General features: G+C 74.4%; 21 protein-coding genes. 4 read left to right on the top strand and 17 right to left on the bottom strand.

The genetic code is table 11. The features are described 5' to 3' along the window. Positions 1 to 46: 46 nt before the first annotated feature. The gene (locus tag FJQ57_RS21530) at positions 47 to 832 is read left to right on the top strand and encodes a crotonase/enoyl-CoA hydratase family protein (RefSeq protein WP_139984349.1); all 786 of its coding nucleotides are present in this window, start codon (positions 47 to 49) and stop codon (positions 830 to 832) included. Here the strand turns inward: FJQ57_RS21530 and FJQ57_RS21525 are convergent. The 17 genes from FJQ57_RS21525 to FJQ57_RS21445 form a co-directional block, all read right to left on the bottom strand. Continuing rightward, on the bottom strand, positions 829 to 2802 hold the full coding sequence (locus tag FJQ57_RS21525; protein ID WP_139984347.1) for an ABC transporter ATP-binding protein: 1974 nt from the start codon (positions 2800 to 2802) through the stop codon (positions 829 to 831). The genes FJQ57_RS21530 and FJQ57_RS21525 overlap by 4 nt on opposite strands. Further along, entirely contained in the window at positions 2799 to 4538 is a 1740-nt protein-coding gene (locus tag FJQ57_RS21520) for an ABC transporter ATP-binding protein (RefSeq protein WP_139984345.1), read from the bottom strand. Before FJQ57_RS21520 ends, FJQ57_RS21525 begins: the two co-directional genes overlap by 4 nt. Further along, entirely contained in the window at positions 4538 to 5146 is a 609-nt protein-coding gene (locus FJQ57_RS21515; protein ID WP_139984343.1) for a TetR/AcrR family transcriptional regulator, read from the bottom strand. Before FJQ57_RS21515 ends, FJQ57_RS21520 begins: the two co-directional genes overlap by 1 nt. A 53-nt stretch (positions 5147 to 5199) precedes the next feature. Further along, positions 5200 to 6480: a hypothetical protein gene (locus FJQ57_RS21510; protein ID WP_139984341.1), complete on the bottom strand. Its 1281-nt coding sequence runs from the start codon at positions 6478 to 6480 to the stop codon at positions 5200 to 5202. Positions 6481 to 6528: 48 nt separating this feature from the next. Further along, positions 6529 to 7104, bottom strand: coding sequence for a hypothetical protein (locus FJQ57_RS21505; protein WP_139984339.1), 576 nt, complete (start codon positions 7102 to 7104; stop codon positions 6529 to 6531). 258 nt (positions 7105 to 7362) lie between these two features. Further along, positions 7363 to 7815: a pilus assembly protein TadG-related protein gene (locus FJQ57_RS21500; RefSeq protein ID WP_246081962.1), complete on the bottom strand. Its 453-nt coding sequence runs from the start codon at positions 7813 to 7815 to the stop codon at positions 7363 to 7365. Next, positions 7808 to 8263: a hypothetical protein gene (locus FJQ57_RS21495; RefSeq protein ID WP_139984338.1), complete on the bottom strand. Its 456-nt coding sequence runs from the start codon at positions 8261 to 8263 to the stop codon at positions 7808 to 7810. Before FJQ57_RS21495 ends, FJQ57_RS21500 begins: the two co-directional genes overlap by 8 nt. After that, complete coding sequence (locus FJQ57_RS21490; RefSeq protein ID WP_139984336.1) at positions 8260 to 8646, bottom strand: TadE/TadG family type IV pilus assembly protein; 387 nt, start codon at positions 8644 to 8646, stop codon at positions 8260 to 8262. The genes FJQ57_RS21495 and FJQ57_RS21490 overlap by 4 nt, the downstream gene beginning before the upstream one ends. 2 nt (positions 8647 to 8648) lie before the next feature. Further along, complete coding sequence (locus tag FJQ57_RS21485) at positions 8649 to 8843, bottom strand: Abi family protein (protein ID WP_139984334.1); 195 nt, start codon at positions 8841 to 8843, stop codon at positions 8649 to 8651. A 42-nt stretch (positions 8844 to 8885) separates the two neighbouring features. Continuing rightward, positions 8886 to 9830 carry a type II secretion system F family protein gene (locus FJQ57_RS21480; RefSeq protein ID WP_139984332.1) on the bottom strand — a complete coding sequence of 315 codons (945 nt, stop codon included), beginning with the start codon at positions 9828 to 9830 and terminating at the stop codon, positions 8886 to 8888. Further along, positions 9827 to 10681: a type II secretion system F family protein gene (locus FJQ57_RS21475; RefSeq protein WP_139984330.1), complete on the bottom strand. Its 855-nt coding sequence runs from the start codon at positions 10679 to 10681 to the stop codon at positions 9827 to 9829. Before FJQ57_RS21475 ends, FJQ57_RS21480 begins: the two co-directional genes overlap by 4 nt. Positions 10682 to 10685: 4 nt before the next feature. Beyond that, positions 10686 to 11963 carry a TadA family conjugal transfer-associated ATPase gene (locus FJQ57_RS21470; RefSeq protein WP_139984329.1) on the bottom strand — a complete coding sequence of 426 codons (1278 nt, stop codon included), beginning with the start codon at positions 11961 to 11963 and terminating at the stop codon, positions 10686 to 10688. Positions 11964 to 12119: 156 nt separating this feature from the next. Further along, on the bottom strand, positions 12120 to 12359 hold the full coding sequence (locus tag FJQ57_RS21465; RefSeq protein ID WP_139984327.1) for a hypothetical protein: 240 nt from the start codon (positions 12357 to 12359) through the stop codon (positions 12120 to 12122). Between the two features lie 49 nt (positions 12360 to 12408). Further along, entirely contained in the window at positions 12409 to 12831 is a 423-nt protein-coding gene (locus tag FJQ57_RS21460; protein WP_211349294.1) for a cupin domain-containing protein, read from the bottom strand. A gap of 38 nt (positions 12832 to 12869) precedes the next feature. Beyond that, a complete protein-coding gene (locus tag FJQ57_RS21455; protein ID WP_139984325.1) occupies positions 12870 to 13691 on the bottom strand; it encodes a phosphoenolpyruvate hydrolase family protein in 822 nt (273 codons plus the stop codon). Further along, the gene (locus tag FJQ57_RS21450) at positions 13688 to 14926 is read right to left on the bottom strand and encodes a Tm-1-like ATP-binding domain-containing protein (protein ID WP_139984323.1); all 1239 of its coding nucleotides are present in this window, start codon (positions 14924 to 14926) and stop codon (positions 13688 to 13690) included. Before FJQ57_RS21450 ends, FJQ57_RS21455 begins: the two co-directional genes overlap by 4 nt. A 262-nt stretch (positions 14927 to 15188) precedes the next feature. Continuing rightward, positions 15189 to 16058 (bottom strand): methyltransferase domain-containing protein, encoded by an 870-nt coding sequence (locus tag FJQ57_RS21445; protein WP_170219554.1) that lies wholly within the window; start codon positions 16056 to 16058, stop codon positions 15189 to 15191. Positions 16059 to 16130: 72 nt separating this feature from the next. Here FJQ57_RS21445 and FJQ57_RS21440 point away from each other — a divergent pair, with 72 nt between their 5' ends. The 3 genes from FJQ57_RS21440 to FJQ57_RS21430 are packed head-to-tail and all read left to right on the top strand — an operon-like array spanning position 16131 to position 18764. Further along, positions 16131 to 16967 (top strand): class I SAM-dependent methyltransferase, encoded by an 837-nt coding sequence (locus FJQ57_RS21440; protein ID WP_170219553.1) that lies wholly within the window; start codon positions 16131 to 16133, stop codon positions 16965 to 16967. Then, entirely contained in the window at positions 16958 to 17962 is a 1005-nt protein-coding gene (locus FJQ57_RS21435; protein ID WP_139984317.1) for a phytanoyl-CoA dioxygenase family protein, read from the top strand. Before FJQ57_RS21440 ends, FJQ57_RS21435 begins: the two co-directional genes overlap by 10 nt. A gap of 1 nt (position 17963) precedes the next feature. After that, complete coding sequence (locus FJQ57_RS21430; RefSeq protein ID WP_139984315.1) at positions 17964 to 18764, top strand: endonuclease/exonuclease/phosphatase family protein; 801 nt, start codon at positions 17964 to 17966, stop codon at positions 18762 to 18764. The last annotated feature ends 33 nt before the right edge of the window (positions 18765 to 18797 follow it).

Genomic DNA, 18797 nt, shown 5'->3' with positions numbered 1-18797 from the left:
GAGCGTAGGCCGGGCCGCGGGACCGCTCAAGTGGTTTGCTCTCGCCATGAGCGAACAGGTGCGCACGACCCACGACGGTGCGGTCGCGGTCGTCACGATCGACCGGCCCGAGCGGCGCAACGCCGTCGACAGCACCACCGCCGCGCTGCTCGCCGACGCCGTCGAGGCCGCCGACGCCGACGACGCGGTGAGCGTCGTCGTGCTCACCGGTGCGGGCGGCACCTTCTGCGCCGGCGCCGACCTGCAGGCCCTGGCCGGCGGCGACCGCGCCGACCTCGACCCCGGCGAGGCGGGCGCGACCGGCCGCGGGCCGATGGGGCCCACCCGCCTGCGCACCACCAAGCCGGTCGTCGCCGCCGTCGAGGGGTACGCCGTGGCCGGCGGGCTCGAGCTGGCGCTGTGGGCCGACCTGCGGGTGGCGGCGAGCGACGCGACGTTCGGGGTGTTCTGCCGGCGCTTCGGGGTGCCGCTGATCGACCTCGGCACGGTCCGGCTGCCGCGGCTCATCGGGCACAGCCGGGCGATGGACCTCATCCTCACCGGCCGCGGGATCGACGGTGTCGAGGCCGAGCGGATCGGCCTGGTCAACCGGGTCACCGCGCCCGGCGAGGCCCTGGCCACCGCGGTCGCCCTCGGCCACGAGCTGGCCGCGCTCCCCCAGCGCTGCCTGCGCAGCGACCGGCGCTCGGCCATCGACCAGTGGTCGCTGGACGAGGACGAGGCCACCCGGCTGGAGTGGCGGCTCGGGCTCGCGACCGTGACCTCGGGCGAGACGCTCGACGGTGCGTCCCGGTTCGCCGGCGGCGCCGGGCGTGGCGGCGCCCGGGCCTAGCCGTCCCCGGCCCCCGCGCCGGCCGCCGCGAACTGCGCCCGGTGCAACCGGGCGTAGGCGCCGTCGGCGGCCAACAGCTCGTCGTGCGTGCCCTGCTCGACGATCGCGCCGTCCTCCATGACCAGGATCAGGTCGGCGTCGCGAATCGTGGAGAGCCGGTGGGCGATGACGAACGAGGTGCGGTCGCTGCGCAGGGCCGCCATCGCCTGCTGCAGCAGCAGCTCGGTGCGGGTGTCGACCGAGGAGGTCGCCTCGTCGAGGATCAGCAGCGCCGGGTCGGTGAGGAAGGCCCGGGCGATGGTGACCAGCTGCCGCTCGCCGGCCGAGAGGTTGGAGCCCTCCTCGTCGACCACCGTGTCGTAGCCCTCGGGCAGGGAGTGCACGAACCGGTCGACGTACGTCGCCCGCGCGGCCGCGCGCACCTCCTCGTCGGTCGCGCCGGGGCGGCCGTAGGCGATGTTGTCGCGGATGGTGCCGCCGAAGAGCCAGGTGTCCTGCAGCACCATGCCGATCCGGCCGCGCAGCTCCGCGCGGGGCAGGTCGGTGATGTCGGTGCCGTCGACGGTGATCCGGCCGCCGTCGAGCTCGTAGAAGCGCATGACCAGGTTGACCAGCGTCGTCTTGCCGGCGCCGGTGGGTCCGACGATGGCGACCGTCTGGCCGGGCCGGGCGACGAGCGAGAGGTCGGTGATGAGCGGGCGGTCGGTGTAGGAGAACGACACGTGCTCGAAGGCCACCTCGCCGCGGGTGACCCGCGACCCGCCGGCCCCGGCGGTCGCCGGGGCGTCCTCGACTTCCTCGTCGGCGTCGAGCAGCTCGAAGACCCGCTCGGCCGAGGCGACCCCCGACTGCAGCAGGTTGGCCATCGAGGCGACCGTGGTCAGCGGCTGGGTGAACTGCCGCGTGTACTGCACGAACGCCTGCACCTCGCCCAGCGTGAGCGACCCGCTGGCCACCCGGAGCGCGCCGACGACGGCGACCGCGACGTAGTTGAGGTTCCCCACGAACATCATCGCCGGCATGATCAGGCCGCTGATGAACTGCGCCTTGAAGCTGACCTCGAACAGCTCGGCGTTCTGCCGGTCGAACTCGGTCTGCACCGCCTCCTGGCGACCGAGGACCTTGACCAGCGCGTGCCCGGAGAAGGTCTCCTCGATGTGGCCGTTGAGGGTGCCCGTACGTCGCCACTGGGCGACGAACTGTCCCTGGGAGCGCTTCATGATGGCCCGGGTGACCACGAGCGAGATCGGCACGCTGACCAGGGCGATGAGGGCCAGCAGCGGGGAGATCCACAGCATCATGGCCAGCACGCCGACCACCGTCAGCAGCGAGGTCAGCAGCTGGCTCATCGTCTGCTGCAGCGTCGTGGACACGTTGTCGATGTCGTTGGTGACCCTGGAGAGCAGCTCGCCGCGGGGCGAGCGGTCGAAGTACCCCAGCGGCAGCCGGTTGATCTTGTCCTCGACGTCCTGGCGCATCCGTCGCACGGTGCGCTGCACGACGCCGTTGAGCACGTAGCCGGCCAACCACGACAGCAACGAGGCGACGACGTAGATCGCCAGCACCCCGAGCAGGACCTCGCCGACCGCACCGAAGTCGACGCCCCGGCCCGGCACGATGTCCTGCCCCTGCACGGCGTCGGGCCACTGGCTCTCGGGGGTGCCGGGCGCGAGCTGGCGCCCCACGAACCCGTTGAACACGAGGTCGGTGGCGTGCCCGAGCACCCGCGGGCCCACCGACATCAGCGCGACGCTGCCGACGGTGAGCACGACGACGGCGACGACGGGCAGCCGGTCGGGCGTGAGCCGGGCCAGCAGCCGCTTGGCCGACGGACCGAAGTCCATCGCCTTCTGGGCGACCATGGCCCCGCCCATCGGCCCGCGGCCCGGGCCGCCCTGGGGCGACTCGATGCGCTCGGTGGCCTCGAGCACGTGCTCCTTCTTCTTCGCACCCTCGCTCATGCCGGTCATGCCACGGCCTCCTCGGCGGTCAGCTGGGAGGCGACGATCTCCTGGTACGTCGCGCAGGTCTCGAGCAGCTCCTCGTGCGTGCCGTGGCCGACGACGCGGCCGTCGTCGAGCACGACGATCTCCTCGGCGTCGCGGATGGTCGACACCCGCTGGGCGATCACGACCACGGTGGCGTCGGTGGTCACCCCGGCCAGCGCCGCGCGCACCCGGGCGTCGGTGGCCAGGTCGAGGGCGGAGAACGCGTCGTCGAACAGGTAGATCCCGGGCCGCCGTACGACGGCGCGGGCGATGGCCAGCCGCTGCCGCTGGCCGCCGCTGAAGTTGGTGCCGCCCTGGGCGACCGGGGCGTCGAGGCCCTCGGGCAGCGCCTCGACGAAGTCGCGGCCCTGCGCGACCTCGAGCGCGGCCCACAGCTCCTCGTCGGTGGCGTCGGCGCGGCCGTGGCGCAGGTTGTCGCCGACGGTGCCGGTGAACAGGTAGCCCTTCTGCGGCACGAGGCCGATCTGCCCCCACAGCACCTGCGGGTCGAGGTCGCGCACGTCGACGCCGGCGACCCGGACGGTGCCCCCGGTGGCGTCGAAGAGCCGCGGCACGAGGTTGACCAGGGTGGTCTTGCCCGAGCCGGTGGACCCGATGACCGCGAGCGTGCGGCCGGGTCGGGCGCGGAGGGTGACGTCGCTGAGGACGGGGGCCTCGGCGCCGGGGTAGCTGAAGGTGACGCCCTCGAGGTCGAGCTCGCCGCGGCGGGCCGGGTCGGGGGGGACGGGCTCGGCCGGCGGGACGACGGAGGACTCGGTGTCGAGCACCTCGATGATGCGGTCGGCGCACACCGCGGAGCGAGGCACCTGCATCAGCATGAACGTGCCCATCATGATCGACATCAGGATCTGCATCAGGTAGCTCAGGAACGCCGTCAGCGCGCCCACGCCCATCTCGCCGCTGTCGACGCGGTGGCCGCCGAACCAGACGACACCGACGCTGGCAACGTTGACCACGAGCATCACCAGCGGGAACATCGTGGCCATCCAGCGGCCGGCGCGGGTGGCGACCTCGGTGAGGTCGTCGTTGGCGCGGCCGAACCGCTCGCGCTCGTGGGGCTCGCGCACGAACGCCCGCACCACGCGGATGCCTGTGATCTGCTCGCGCAGCACCCGGTTGACCTCGTCGATGCGGCCCTGCATGAGCCGGAAGCTCGGCACCATCCGGCTGATGACGAACCCGACGGAGAGGAACAGCGCCGGCACGACGACGGCGAGGATCCACCCGAGGCCGACGTCCTCGCGCAGCGCCATCACGACGCCGCCGACCATCATGATCGGCGCGGACGCGGCGATCAGGCAGGTCATCAGCACCAGCATCTGCACCTGGGTGACGTCGTTGGTGCCGCGGGTGATGAGCGAGGGCGCACCGAGCTGGTTGAGCTCGCGGGCCGAGAACGTGCCGACGCGTGCGAAGACCTCGCCGCGCAGGTCGCGCCCGAACGCCATGGCCGTGCGGGCGCCGTACCAGGCGGCGCCGACGGAGCCCGCGATCTGCAGGACCGAGACGCCGAGCATGATCGCGCCGAGGCGGACGATCTCGCCGGTGTCGCCGGTGGCGATGCCGTCGTCGATGATGCGCGCGTTGAGGCTGGGCAGGTAGAGCATCGCGACGACGCTGACCAGCTGCAGGCCGACGACGGCCAGCAACCAGGACCGGTACGCCGGGAGGCGCTCGCGCAGGAGGCGGAGCAGCATCAGGCCACCTCGTCCCGGTCGTCGCGGTCGTCGCGGTCGAGCAGGCCGTGCAGGACGGTGTCGACGATCTGCTCGGGCGTGAGCAGCCGGTCGTCGGCGACGTGCTGGTGGCTGCCGGCGAAGGTGAGCAGCCGGAGCACGTGGACGGCGTGGTCGACCCCGCCGGCGAACCGGTCGGCGTCGTCGCCGATGACGTCGGTGAGCAGCCCGGCGAGCCGGGCCCGCCAGGCGTCTGCCTCGGCGCTGTCGTGGAGGTGGTCGGGCGGGCGCACCAGCCCGACCTTCGCCATCAGCGCGAACGTCGCGCGGAACCGCTGCTGCAGGATCGAGGTGACCATGACCAGCCGCCGCTCGAGCGGCAGGGTGCGGTCGACCTCCTCGAGGCGTCGTACGAGGTCGCCGGGCTGGAAGGCGCGGGCGATGGCCGCGTCGACCAGCTCGTCCTTGGACTCCACGACCCGGAAGATCGTCCCCTCGGCCACGCCTGCGGCCTCGGCGATCTGCCGCGTCGTGACCTGCCGGCCGTGCTCGCGCATCAGCCGGAGCGTGGTGTCGACCAGCGCCTCGCGCCGGTCCTCGGGCGCCATCGCGCGCGCTCGTGGGCTCATGCCGACGAGCGTAAGTGAGTGAGCACTCACTCACAAATGCGTTTGCGCCCGGCTCAGGCGCCGATGCGCTCCTTGACCTGGCGGATCTGCTCGGCGTTCGCGGCCTCCTGCTGCAGGTAGGTCTCCATGACCTGGCGCAGCTTGGTGCTGATGGCCGCGGTCTGGGTCGACCCGCGGCGCAGCACGTCGGTCTCGAGCCGGTTGCTGAGGCCGTTGAGCGCGATCGACTGGTCGGCGGAGAACGTCGGCACGCGGGTGTACATCACGGGCAGCTCCACCGTGCCGCCGGCCTGGGTGCTCAACGTGCTGAGGGTCGAGGACATGTCGTCCCAGAAGGCAGCGTGGTCGAGGAAGTACTGCGCGTGGGTGACGAGCTGGGCGTCGGTCGGGTCGCCCTCGTCGGTGTAGGTCACCGCGATCGGGGCCGGCCAGCCGTTCTCGCCGGAGGTCTCCCCCATGCCGTTGATCTCGTTGCTCAGGGTCTCGATCTGCAGGAGCGCCTGGATGGTGCTGTTGAGCATCGAGCCGAACGTCTGGGCGGTGCTGACCTCCTGCTCCTTCAGGCCGTTGACCGCGGTGAAGCCCAGGTCGATGGCGTCGCTGACCAGCCCGAACGACGGCTTCTCCATGCCGGTCACGATGCCGGCGCCCTTGCTGACCAGGTCGCTGTAGTAGCGGTCGAGGTCGAGGGTGAGGGCGGCGAACCCGGCCAGGCTCTCCTGCAGGCTGGCCAGGAACGCGGCGGCGTTGTCGAGCAGGCCGCTCATCACGTCGACGGCGGTGTCGGCGGCGCTGTTCTGCGACCCGACGACGGTGGCGTACGCCGCAGCAGCGGACGGGCTCGACCAGCCGGCGATGCTGCCGGAGGTCGGGATGTAGGCGACGTCGGAGGGGATGCCCTGCGCGACCTGCTGGGTGAAGGTGTCGCGGATCGTGAGCCAGCCGCCCAGCAGCTGGCCCAGCACCCGCGGCGTCTGGGCGATGTCGTCCATGTCGAGCTCGAACTGGGCGTCGTTGGCGTTGGCCACGCCCAGGAGCTCCTGCACCCGAGCCCGCGCCTCGTCGGCGCGCGGGTGCGGCACCTCCTCCTCGGTCCACGACATCCCGCCGAACCACATGACGGCCTTCTCCCAGCCGTTGTACTGGGTGTCGCGGTACTCGGTCATCGGGGGCCCGCCGTTGACCCGGCTGACGTACTTCCACTGCCGGATGCGACCGATGGTCGTGGTCAGCTCGTCCATCGCGGGCGCGGCGCTCTCGGCGAGGGTGGCGTAGGCGTCGACCATGTCGTCGCACGCCTGGTTGATCATCTGGATCGTCTGCTCGACGGACACGGGTCCTCCTGGGAGTCGGCTGGCGTTGGCTGCGGCGGGCCGGCGGCGTCAGCCGCGGAGCAGGTCGCGGACGGCGGCGCGGTGCTCGTCGAGCCGGGCGGCGTCGGGGTCGGCCCGTTGCGACCGGTCGAGCTCGACGCCGCGCAGCGTCTCGGACAGCAGGTCGGTGAGCTTCTGCCCGGTCGCGCCGACCAGGGCGCGGGGGCTCAGCGCGATCGCGTCGACGCGCCCGGCGGCGTCGTACCCGAGGAAGCAGCGGCCCTGGCTGTCAGCGACCGGGTCGGGAGCGCGCCAGAGCGGCTGCGGGTCGGTGCGGGCCCGCTCGCGGCGGCGCTGCAGCAGCCGCCGGTGGGCGTGGATCTCGTCCCAGACCACGCGGGCGCGGGCCGGGTCCATCGGCTGCAGGGTGGGGCGCCAGGTCGCGTCACCGTCGGTGCCGTCGGTGGTGGGCGCCCTGTCGGCCGCGGGCTGGAGGGCGCGGCGCACCAGCGCCGTCAACGCCCGGGAGATCGACTCGGCGTCGGGGTGGTGGTCACGCCAGCTGGCCCGGACCAGCACGCTGTCGAGCCGTCCGTCGTGGACCCGGACGGTCAGCACGCCGGCCGGGTCGGTGAGCTCCTGCATGAGGCTCCTCGGGTCGCGGATGTCCCGGGGGGCATGACCGGTCGGGCCGGCCGTCAAACCTCGGGGTCGACCGCGTACCGCTGCGCGAGGCGTCGTACGACGCCGCACGGCACAGCCAGTCGGGCGCGAGCGGGCCCTCGGAGTCGAGCGCGTCGGCCACGGGGCCACGACGACCCGGTCGCCGGCCGCGGAGGTGTCGGTGGTCTCGTCGCCGTCCACGAGGGCAGCGTGCCTGGCCCCTCCGAACAGGGCGTCGGCTCACGTCTCGGGGTCGGTGACGGCCGAGCCGCGGCCGGTGACGCTGGCGGTCTCGCTGGCGCCGGGGAAGGTCAGGGGCAGCTCGGCGGGGGCGGTGAGCTCGACGGTGACCCGCGGCCCCTCGACCCGCACGGCGACGGCCAGGCCGGGGTGGGCGTCGTACGCGCCGACCTGGCGCAGGTAGGTGCGGACGGCGGCGGAGGCGGCCGAGGGCGTGACCCGCAGCGGCGCGTCGGTGAGCCCGCCGGTGTAGACCTCGCGGCCCTCGGCGCCGAGGTCGGCGCCCTGCAAGGCGGCGCCCTCGGCGAGGGTGCCGAGGTCCTGGCGCTTGACGAAGGCGGCGCTGGCGTCGAGCACGACGGCGACCAGCACCATGAGGATCACCGCGAACCCGATGATGAGCGGGGTCACCGACCCGCGCTCGCCGCGGGCCCAGCGGCACGACTCAGCCACCGGTGACCTCCTGGTACTGCCCGATCGGCACCGTGTGGGTCGCGTCGAGCGAGAAGGTCGGCCGGCCGCCGCCGAGCACGTCGGGCAGCCGCAGGTCGACCGCGGTGTCGACGCGGACGGTGATGACCGAGGTGCCGCTGTGGCACTGCCGGGGGTACGGCGTGCAGCTGACCGCCACCTCGACAGGCACGTCCCGCACGCCCTGGTCAGCCAGGGCCTGGCGCGCCGCCTCCGTCGCCGCCCGGGCGCCAGCGGCGTCGGTGGGCGCGAGCGCGTAGGCCCGGGCGGCGGACCGGGCGGCCGAGGTGGTGGCGAACGCCCCGCGCTGCACGTCGAAGACCGACACCACGACCCAGGTCAGCGGCACCAGCAGCAGGAACCCGAGCCAGACCATCTCGACCACGGCGCTCCCCCGGTCGTCACGGGTCCGGTAGGCACGGCGGGTCACGGGTCGGGCTCCAGCGGCGCGTGGCCCTCGACGCTGACCTCGATGCCCGGTCCGCCGAGCCCGAGCGCCGGGACCTTCGCCGACACCCGGACCTCCACGCTCGGCACCCCGCCCACGTCGACCCGCCGTGCGGTGACGCCGTCGGCAAACCGTCCCGAGACCACACCCCGCACCTGCTCGCGGGTGCGCGCGGTCGCGTCGGCCGGCGTACGACCCTGGGTGGCGCCGTACCGGGCGCCCTCCGCGGCGGCCGAGGCGAGCGTGTTGCGCACGTGCAGGGTCAGCGCCACCTGCACGACGCCCAGGACGAGCGGCAGCAGGATGACGAGCACCAGCACGAAGTCGACGACGGCCGCGCCGCGCTCGTCGCGTCGGCGCGCCACGGCTACTGCACCGAGCTGAGGGCCGCGTCGAGCATGCCCTTGAGCTGCGGCTTGGCGAAGGAGTAGAGCACGCCGACGATGCCGGCCGACATCACGGTGACGAGCACCCAGCCGGGCACGTCGCCGCGCTCGCGCTCGCGCGGCGGCAGCAGGAGCGCGACGCAGAGCCGCAGGAACAGGTCGTGGAGTCTCCCCATGGTGGTTCCTTCCGAGAGTGGGGGGTGCGGTCGGGTGGTGGGTCAGGTGGTGAGCGAGAGCCCGATGAAGCCGGGGTAGAACGCGAAGAGAACGGTGACGGGGAGCACGAGGAAGACGACGGGCACCATCATCAGCACCTCGCGGCGCGCCGCGACCTCGATGAGCTCGCGGCGCCCGGCCTCGCGGACGTCGCCGGCCTGGGCGTGGAGCACGTCGGCGAGCGGGGTGCCGCGCTCGATGGCGATGGCCACGCCCTGGGCGAAGCGGGAGACCAGCGGCAGGCCCGAGGTCGCGGCCATCCGGTCGAAGGCCGGCCCGACGGGTTCGCCGGTGCGGACCGCGGCCAGCACTCGGGCGAGGTCGCGGGACAGCTCGCCGCCGCTGCGCCGTACGACGCGGTCGAGCGCGGCGACCGGACCCTCACCGGCCGCGACGGCGAGGGCGAGGAGCTCGGCGACGGTCGGGAACTCGGCCAGGATGCGACGCTCCCGGGCCGTGGCCTGGCTGGTCAACCACGAGTCGCGGGCCAGCACCCCGCTGGCGAACGCGACCAGGCAGAGCAGGCCCGCGCCGGCGAGCGAGATCGGCCCGGCGAGCGCACGCAGCAGCGACCAGGCTGCGACCACGGCGAACGCGACCAGGCCCCAGACCACCTGCTCGACGCGGAGCTCGAGCACGGTCTTGTCGATCCCGGCGCGCTCGAGCCGCCGCTCGACCGAGCGTGCCCCGCCGAGCACCCGCTCGACCGACTGGGCCGCCGAGCGCAGCAGCGGCCCGAACACCCCCGCCACGGCCGAGCGTGACGCCGGCTCCTCCCCGATCCCGAGCGGCCGGGGCGTCCCGCCGACCGTCGCGACGTCGCGCACGTAGGGCAGCACCCGCTGGGCCAGCGACGGGCGGCGGATCGCCACAACCCGGCGTACGACGAGCAGCAGGCTGAGCCCGGCCGTGGCGCCGAGCACCGCGCCCCACACGGCCGGGGTCACGACAGCACCCGCCGCTCGGTCGGGAGCCGCCCGATGCGCATCATCACGCGGTAGGCGACGAGGCACGTGCCGGCGCCGACGGCCAGGACGAGGGCGCCGGTGGCCGAGCGGTAGCGCTGGATGACGTCGGACTGCAGCGACATGAGCAGCAGCACGACCCAGGGCGAGGCGACCGCCAGCCGTGCGCCGTTGACGGCCCAGGACTGCCTGGACTCGAGCTCGGAGCGGGTGCGCAGGTCGTCGCGCAGGTAGCCGGAGAGGTTGCGCAGCAGGCGGCCGAGCTCGCCGCCGCCGACCTCACGAGCGATCCGCAGGCCCTCGACGACGCGGTCGCCGACGGGGTCGGCCAGCCGGACCTTGAGCCGGTCGAGGCTCTCGCCGAACCGGCCCGTGACCTGGTAGTCCAGCGCGAACGCGTCGAAGAACGCCCGCAGCGGCTCGGGCCCGCGGGTGGCCAGCCCCGACAGCGCGTCGGGCAGGGACAGCCCGGCCCGGACGGCCGAGGCGAGGTTGTCGATGGCCTCGGGCCAGACCTCGGCCAGCTCGCGCAGCCGCCGGCGGGCGCGGCCGGTGACGATGGCGACCGGCAGGTAGGCACCGATGGCGGCGAAGGCCAGGGCCACCGGCGGCGTGGTCGACGCCGCCTGCACCACCACGCCGACCACGGCCCCGCAGCCCAGGCAGAGCACGGCGGAGCCAGCGGTCGAGACCTCCCTCAGGCCCGCGGAGTCGAGCAGCCGGCGTACACGTCCCGGTGGACGCTGGACCGGCTCGACCGGCCGCGGCAGCGCGAACGCCGACCACACCAGCAGCAGCCCGACCCCCACGCCGAGCCCGACGAGCGCTCCCACGCCGTCACCGCCCGTCCTGCAGCAGGGCGTGCACGTCGATCCCCACCCGCTCGAACAGCTCCAGCCGCGGCGGCAGCCCGTGGGTGCGGCGCAGCTCCTGGCCGTGGCGCACGAAGATCGGGGTGACCTCGATGACGTCGTTCTCGACCCGCCCCGGCACGCCGGCGATCTCGTTGACCCGGCGCACGCCGTGCGCGTCGACGCCGAGGTGCACGACGAGGTCGACCGACGAGGCGACGGTGGGCACCACGAAGCGAGCACTGATGTTCTCGCCGGCCAGGAGCGGCAGCGTGCACATCTTGACCAGCGCCTCCCGGGCGCTGTTGGCGTGGATGGTCGCCATGCCCGGCAGACCCGCGTTGAGCGCCAGCAGCAGGTCGAGGCACTCCGCGGCCCGGACCTCGCCGACGATGATGCGGCTGGGCCGCATCCGCAGCGACTCCTTGACCAGGTCGCGCAGCCGGATCTCGCCCGTGCCCTCCAGCCCGGCCTGCCGGGTCTGCATCGGCACCCAGTCGGGGTGCGGGAACTTGATCTCGAAGACCTCCTCGCACGAGACGACCCGCTCCCCACCCGGGACCGCAGCGGCCAGGCAGTTGAGCATCGTCGTCTTGCCCGCCTGGGTGCCGCCGGCCACGACCACGTTGAGCCCGGCCCGCACGCTGGCCTCGAGGAACGCCGCCGCCCGCGGGCTCAGGCTCCCCAGCTCGACCAGGTCACCCAGCTGCGCGGCCCGCAGCACGAACTTGCGGATGTTGACCGCCGAGAACCCCCGGCTGATGCCCTCCAGCACCACGTGCAGCCGGTGCCCCTCGGGCAGCATCGCGTCGACGAACGGCGCGGACACGTCGAGCCGGCGGCCGCTGGACTTCAGCATCCGCTCCACCAGCTCGGTCACCTGCGCCGGCGTCAGCACCAGGTTGGTCAGCTCGTGCTTGCCCCGCCGCGCCACGAACACCCGGCTGGGGTCGTTGATCCAGATCTCCTCCACCGCCGGGTCGTCGAGGAACGGCTGCAGCGGCCCGAACCCCGAGACCCGCGCCACCAGCTCCCCGACCACGGCCCCCACGTCGGCCACCGGCGCCACCGCCCCGGTCAGGCTCCGCTCGTCGTGGGCCCGCACCACCGACTCCGCCAACCGGCGTACGACGGCGGCGTCGCGCTGCGGGTCGACCCCCTCACGACGCACCAGCTCGCGGACCGACCGGTCGAGGTCGTCGAGCAGTGCGTCGTGGGACCGACCGGCGCGGGCCGGGGCGTCACCAGGGTGCGTCAGTGTCATCCGCGGCCTGCCTTTCCCGAGGTGCGAGAGCGCGTGACCCGCCGACGATAAGCAGCCCACCCGCCCGGGTGACAGACCCCCGGGCACATCTGTGGACAACGTCGTGACAGATGTCCACCCGAGTGAACGGTGGGACGGGCGAGCCGCCGGTCGCGGCTAGCGACCGCGGCGGGCGTTCCTGGCCAGGAGAGCCGCCACCACGGTCGACCCGAGTGCCATCCCGACGCCGATGCCGACGGCGAGGTTGCCGAGGAGGAGCCCGAGCCCGGCGCCGACCCCCATGCCGATCGCGATGCCCGAGGAGAGGTAGACCGCCGCCCGCTCGCCCTCGTCGTCCGTCGGCTCGGGCGGCTCGGGCGGCTCGGGCGGCTGGTCGGGGCGGTCGTCGTCGGTCATGGCGACCAGCCTGCCCGCCCCGACCCCAGCCCGTGGACCGGGACGGGGGTCAGGCGTCGTGGCCGGCGGCCCGCTCCCACACCGGCACCTCGCCGGCGGGCAGCTCGACGAAGTCGGGCAGGCCGCGCAGGGCCTGCTCCTCCCCGCCGGGGGTGTAGGTCGCGATGAGGCGCAGCTGCTTCCACCCGGTGTTGAAGGTCGAGTGCAGGGTCCCCTTCGGCACCCAGATCGAGTCGCCGGCCACGATGTCGAACTCCGGCCCGTCGCCCACGGTCTGGCGGCCGGTGCCCTCGACGACGTACAGCACCTCGTCGGCGTCGGGGTGCTCGTGGCGGGCGTGGCCCTTGGTCGGGTTGATGACGACCTCGCCGAACGACGACGTCGCGCCCGGCACGGTGCTCGGGGAGACGAACCAGGTGATCGACCCCCAGTCGAGCACCATCGTGGGCAGGTCCAGCGGGCGACGGTGCACGGCGGGTCTCCTCGGCTCGGGTCGGGGTCGGGCTCGGGTCAGACGGGCAGGGTCTTGAACTGCTGCAGCTGGTCGGCGATGGCGCGCTCGGTGGGCAGCCGCTCCATCGACGAGGCGCCGAAGAAGCCGACGACGCCGGTGGTGCGCTCGAGCACGAACCGCACGTCGTCGGGCTCGGCGATGGGGCCGCCGTGGCAGAGCACCAGCACGTCGGGGTCGACCTCGTGGGCGGCGTCGGCCATCGCCTGCACGCGCTCGACCGACTCCTCCAGCGTGATCGCCGTCGTCGCGCCGATCGCGCCCTTGGTGGTCAGGCCCATGTGCGGCACCAGCACGTCGGCGCCGGCCTCGGTCATGGCGCGGGCCTGCTCGACGTCGAAGACGTACGGCGAGGTGAGCAGGTCGCGCTCGTGGGCCAGGCGGATCATCTCGACCTCGAGGTCGAAGCCCATCCCGGTCTCCTCCAGGTTGGCCCGGAAGACGCCGTCGACCAGGCCGACGGTGGGGAAGTTCTGCACGCCGGCGAACCCGGTGCGGGCCACCTCGTCGAGGAACTGCGGCATCAGCCGGAAGGGGTCGGTGCCGCACACGCCCGCCAGCACCGGCACACGACGCACGACGGGCAGCACCTCGGCGGCCATCTCCATCACGATCGCGTTGGCGTCGCCGTAGGGCATCATCCCGGCCAGCGAGCCGCGGCCGGCCATCCGGAAGCGCCCGGAGTTGTAGATGATGATGAGGTCGGCGCCGCCGGCCTCGGCCGACTTGGCCGACAGCCCGGTGCCCGCGCCGGCCCCGACGACGGGCAGGCCCTGCTCGACCTGGCCGCGCAGTGCGCGGAGGGCCTCGGTGCGGTTCATGACGTCTCTCCTCGGGTGCCGTTGACCAGGTCGTGCAGCCGGCGCGCCATCGCGCGGGCGAAGGTGGGGGCGTTGACGTCGTCGTCGCTCTCGACGACCTCGACGGTGCCGGCGAGCGCCTCGCGGAACGCCGCCGCGGCGGCCCGGTCGGCCTCGGGATCCCAGAACGGGCCGTCGACCACGTCGATGGCCGACGTGCCGCCGGCCGGCACGAACGCAACCACCGGGCCGGTGCTGCGCGCCACCCGCTCCCCGATCGTGCGGCCGATGACGGTCGCCTCCTCGGGGGTCGTGCGCATCAGGGTGACGGTGTCGTTGTGCACGAGCAGCGTGCGGTCGTCGAACTGCGGCGGCACCGAGTCGCGGGGGCCGAAGTTGACCATGTCGACCGCGCCCAGGCTGACCACCTGCGGCACGCCGAGCTCGGCGGCGCCGGTGAGCCGGCCGGGCCCGGCCGAGAGCACACCGCCGACCACCTCGTCGGCGACCTCGGTCGTGGTCAGGTCGAGCACGCCGGCGAAGAACCCGCTGCGCACCAGCGCCTCCATGGCCCGCCCGCCCGAGCCGGTGGCGTGGAAGACCACGACGTCGTACCCCCGCTCCTCCAGCTCGGCCTTGGCCACCTCGACCGCGGGCGTGGTGACGCCGAACATGGTGGCCGCCACCAGCGGCCGTCCCCCGGCCTCGGGGGGCGCGGTGCGGGCGGCGGCGTACGACGAGGCCATCGCGCCGATCGCGGCGGCGGCGTTGCGCAGCACCGCGCGCGAGATGACGTTGAGGCCGGCCAGGTCGACGACGCTGTGCATGAGGGTCAGGTCGCCCTCGCCGACGTAGGCCGACACGTCGCCGCTGGCCATGGTCGAGACGAGCAGCTTGGGCAGGCCGACCGGCAGCTCGCGGACGACCTCGGCGACCACCGAGGACCCGCCGCTGCCGCCGAGGCCGAGCAGGCCGTCGACCTCGCCGCGGGCGACCAGGTCGCGCACCAGCGCGGCCGCGCCACGGGCCATGGCGCGCAGGGCCGCGCCGCGGTCACCGGCCGCGCGCAGGGCCTCGAGGTCGGCTCCCCCGGCGGCGGCCACCTCGGCCGCGCCGACGTCGGCCGGCACGTCGCCCTCGCGGAGCACGCCGACGTCGAGCACCAGCACGGTCGAGCCGTCGCGCTCGAGCAGGTCGCGCACGAAGGCGACCTCGGCGCCCTTGGTGTCCAGGGTCCCCACGACGAGCACGGCCACGGTCGGTCCTCCCTGGTGCGGCACGGCCCGCGGGAGACGGGCCCCGGCCACCCTAGGGGCCGTGCCGGGGGTCCGTCAGCGACGAGCCCCAGGCGGGTCAGGCAGGTCAGGCGGGTCAGGCCCGACACCCCGGTAAGTCCCCGGCCGGGGTGTCGGCACTTCGATCACCCCAGCGGCGGACCGCGGAGTGGAACGACCACCCGGGTCGTGGTGGGTCACTCGAAGGTGGTCACAGTGTGGGCCCGACGACGGTGGGGGCGGCTCACCCCGAGCAGGGTCGGCGGACCACCCGGTGCACGTCGACGGGGTGGGGCACCCGGTCGCCGGGCGAGGCGGCCGAGACGACCGAGAGGTAGGAGCGGACGGTCGGGCGGAGGTCGTCGGTCAGCCGGGCCTGGACGGCGAAGTCGAGCACCTCGTCGTCGGCCGCGGCCGCGTCCCAGCGCGCGCCGAGGGTGGTGGGGGTGTCGGCGCGCAGGCCGGTCGCCCGCACCCCGGCCGCGACGTCGTCGCTGAACCACTGCTCGTGGCCCTCCACCGGCGGGGCGAGCACCTCGACCAGCGCGTTGAGCTCGGCGCGCGGGGCGCTCAGCACCAGCAGCTCGCCGCCGGGGCGGAGCAGGTCGTGCGCGCGCCGCACGGCGGCGGCGACGTCGGGCACGTAGTACATCGAGTGCACGAACGTGATGACGTCGAACGGCCCGGCCACCGGCGCCTCGTCGAACGTCGTCGCGTGCACCTCGAGGTCGAGCCCGCGACCGGTGAGCCGGCCGAGCCGCTCGGCGAAGGCGGCCGCGCTGCCGGCGTACGGCTCCACCCCGGTCCACCGGACCCGACGCCCGGGGTCGGCGTCGACCAGGGCTGTGGCCAGCGCGGCGTCGAGGGTGCCGTCGCCGCAGCCGACCGAGAGCACCGAGACGTCGCCCTCGTGGCGCAGCAGCCGGGCGGCCAGGTCGGCCGCGATCAGCTGGCGCTGGTCGGAGAGCCGCTCGAACCCCTCGTGGCTGCGCGCGTACGTCGCCGGGTCGAGCCCCGGGAGCGGCGCCGCCCCCGCCCGCGCGGCCCGGAGCTCGTCGAGGAGGTCACCGGCGGGGTCAACCGGAGGGGTGAGCGGCCGGGCTAGGTTGGACACCGCTGGAGTCAAGCAGGCACCAGCGCCCCACCTCGCTCCAAGGGGTGACCCCGCGCCGACGAGAGGCCCTGCGTGACGACCGGAGACACCGCCGAGCGGAGCCTCGCCCACTGGAGCGAGGCCGGACGCACCGGCATGGAGGCGTTCTACGCCCTCGCCACCGAGGACTACCGCCAGCTCGCCCTCGCCGCCGACTGGCCGACGCTGCTGCGCGAGCGCGCCCACGAGGGCTGGTCGCTGCTCGACGTGGCCTGCGGCAGCGGCAAGTTCCCCACCGCCCTGCTGCGCCACGCCGGCCTCGCCGAGGCCGGCCTCCCTGACCTGGCCTACGACCTGCTCGACCCCTCGGCCTTCTCCGTCGCCGAGGCCCGCGGCGTGCTCGCGCCGCCGTTCGTGGCCCGCCACGACCTGGTGATGACGCTGCAGGACCTGCCCACCGACGACCCCGACCAGCCCGACCACGCGTCGTACGACGTCGTGTGGGCCACCCACGCCCTCTACGCCCTGCCGCCCGACGAGCTCGACGCCGCGGCCGAGAAGTTCGTCGCGGCGCTCGCCCCCGGCGGCCTGGGACTGATAGCGCAGGCCACCTCGACCTCGCACTACCTCGCCTTCTACGACGCGTTCCGCGCCGGGGTGCGCGAGGCGACGCCGTACACCACGGCCGAGCAGGTGCGCGACGCGCTCGTGCGCGCCGGTGCCGACGTGCGCGAGCAGCGCGTCACCTACCAGACCGGCACCAGCGACCGCGCCGTCGCCGAGGGGTTCCTGCAGCGCTGCGCCTTCGACGACTCCGTCTCCCTGGAGGAGATGGAGGCCGCGCCCGTGCTCGGCGACTACCTGTCCTCCTGCCGCGACGCGGCCGGTTCCTACACCTTCTCCCACGAGGCGGCCCTGCTGTGGCTCTGACCGACCAGCCCGAGAACCTCCGCCTCCCCGAGGCCAACCGCGCCGGCGGCATCGACCAGGACTGGGCGGGCGACGACCAGGACTGGTGGGACTGGTACGTCACGCTCGCCGCCAACGACCACGACCCCGCCGACCTCGTGCCCGGCCCGGGCCTGCCCGACGTCGAGCCCGCCAGTGACGAGCAGGTCGAGCGCGAGCTGGCCGAGCCCTACGACCTCGACCCGGCCGCCGTGGAGGCCTTCGCCCGCGACGCGTTCGTCAAGGTGCCCGGGGTGCTCTCCCCCGCCGTCGTGCGCCGCCTCGCCGAGCGCCTCCAGGAGCTGCTGGTCGCCGAGCACGGCGACGACGTGGCCGGCCGGTTCACCGCGCTGGAGCAGATGTGGCTGCACGACGACCTGATGCGCGCCGTCGCCCTCTCGCCGCGCATCGGAGGCCTGGCCGCGGCGCTGCTCGGCGAGCCGGGCGTGCGGCTCTACCACGACAACGCGCTGTCCAAGGAGCCCGGCTGCGGCCGCACGCCGTGGCACCACGACGCCGAGCACTTCCCCCTGCAGACCACCCAGGCCGTCACCGCGTGGATGCCGATGTCGGCCGTCCCGGGCCGCATGGGACCGCTCTCCTTCGCCCGCGGGATGCGGGTGCTCGACGAGATGGACGACCTCGCGTTCGACAAGGTCGGCACCACCTACGACGTCGCGGTCTCCCAGCGGCTGGCCGAGCGGGGGGTGCCGGTCGAGTCGAGCCCGTTCGCGATCGGCGAGGTGTCCTTCCACTCCGCGCTGTGCTTCCACACCGCTGGCCCCAACCTGACCACCCAGCCGCGCCGCGCGCTGGCCACGACGTACTTCGCCGACGGCGCCCGCGTCGTCGAGTCCCCCACGCTCATCAGCGGCACCTGGCGGGAGTTCCTGCCCGGCGTCGAGCCCGGCGGGCTGGCCGCCTCCGAGCTCAACCCGGTGGTCGGGCGCACCTCGGGCAGCACCGGCCCCGCCTGACGTGCTGCGCGTCGCGACCGCCAACGGCGCCAGCGGGCGCGACAGCCGCGGCACCTGGAGCGTCGAGGGCTGGGAGTCCTGGTGCGCGGCCGCGGCCGGCCTCGACGTCGACGTGCTGGCCGTCCAGGAGGTCGACCACCTGCTGCCGCGCAGCGGCGGCGTCGACCAGGCCGCGGTGCTGGACCGCACCCTCGCCGGCAGCGGCCCGCGGTGGGAGCACCGGTTCGCCGCCGCCGTGCACGGCACGCCCGGCCGGGCCGTCGACTTCCGGTCGGCTCCGGCGACCGACCCCGCCGAGCCGTCGTACGGCGTCGCGCTGGCCTCCCGGCACCCGGTGCGCGAGTGGCGCGAGCTGCGGTTGGCGCCCTCGCGCATCAAGCTGCCCCTGCCGCTGCCGCCCGAGTCGGGCCAGCGGGTGCTGTGGGTGCCCGACGAGCAGCGGGTGGCGCTCGCGGCGGTCGTCGAGGCGCCCGACGGCCCGGTCTCGGTGGTGACGACGCACTTGTCGTTCGCGCCGACCCGGGCGCCCGCGCAGCTGCGCGAGCTGGTGGCGTGGGCGGCCGACCTGCCCCGGCCGCTGGTGCTGCTCGGCGACCTCAACCTCCCGCCGGTGCTGCTGCGCACGGTCGGGCCGGTGCGGGCCTGGACGACCGCGCTGGCCGAGGCGACCTACCCCGCACCCGAGCCGAGGGTGCAGCTCGACCACGTGCTGCTCGACGGCCTGCGGGCCACCGGGGCCGGCACGCACCGGTTGGCCGACAGCGACCACCTCGCGGTGCGGGCCGAGCTCGAGCGGGGCTGAGCGGCGGCGCACCTGCGGAGGCTTCGAGGCTCG

Origin of the sequence: Nocardioides litoris (assembly GCF_006346315.1) — a bacterium.
In the GTDB taxonomy this organism is placed as follows: domain Bacteria; phylum Actinomycetota; class Actinomycetes; order Propionibacteriales; family Nocardioidaceae; genus Nocardioides; species Nocardioides litoris.
This window is presented reverse-complemented; position numbering and strand designations above follow the sequence as displayed.

Bases quoted from the DNA above. Each gene is read 5' to 3' on its own strand.
- FJQ57_RS21485 (WP_139984334.1), bottom strand. From the start codon at position 8,843: ATGGGGAGACTCCACGACCTGTTCCTGCGGCTCTGCGTCGCGCTCCTG.
- FJQ57_RS21470 (WP_139984329.1), bottom strand. From the start codon at position 11,963: ATGACACTGACGCACCCTGGTGACGCCCCGGCCCGCGCCGGTCGGTCC.
- FJQ57_RS21505 (WP_139984339.1), bottom strand. From the start codon at position 7,104: ATGCAGGAGCTCACCGACCCGGCCGGCGTGCTGACCGTCCGGGTCCAC.
- FJQ57_RS21530 (WP_139984349.1), top strand. From the start codon at position 47: ATGAGCGAACAGGTGCGCACGACCCACGACGGTGCGGTCGCGGTCGTC.
- FJQ57_RS21455 (WP_139984325.1), bottom strand. From the start codon at position 13,691: ATGAACCGCACCGAGGCCCTCCGCGCACTGCGCGGCCAGGTCGAGCAG.
- FJQ57_RS21520 (WP_139984345.1), bottom strand. From the start codon at position 4,538: ATGCTGCTCCGCCTCCTGCGCGAGCGCCTCCCGGCGTACCGGTCCTGG.
- FJQ57_RS21465 (WP_139984327.1), bottom strand. From the start codon at position 12,359: ATGACCGACGACGACCGCCCCGACCAGCCGCCCGAGCCGCCCGAGCCG.
- FJQ57_RS21515 (WP_139984343.1), bottom strand. From the start codon at position 5,146: ATGAGCCCACGAGCGCGCGCGATGGCGCCCGAGGACCGGCGCGAGGCG.
- FJQ57_RS21525 (WP_139984347.1), bottom strand. From the start codon at position 2,802: ATGACCGGCATGAGCGAGGGTGCGAAGAAGAAGGAGCACGTGCTCGAG.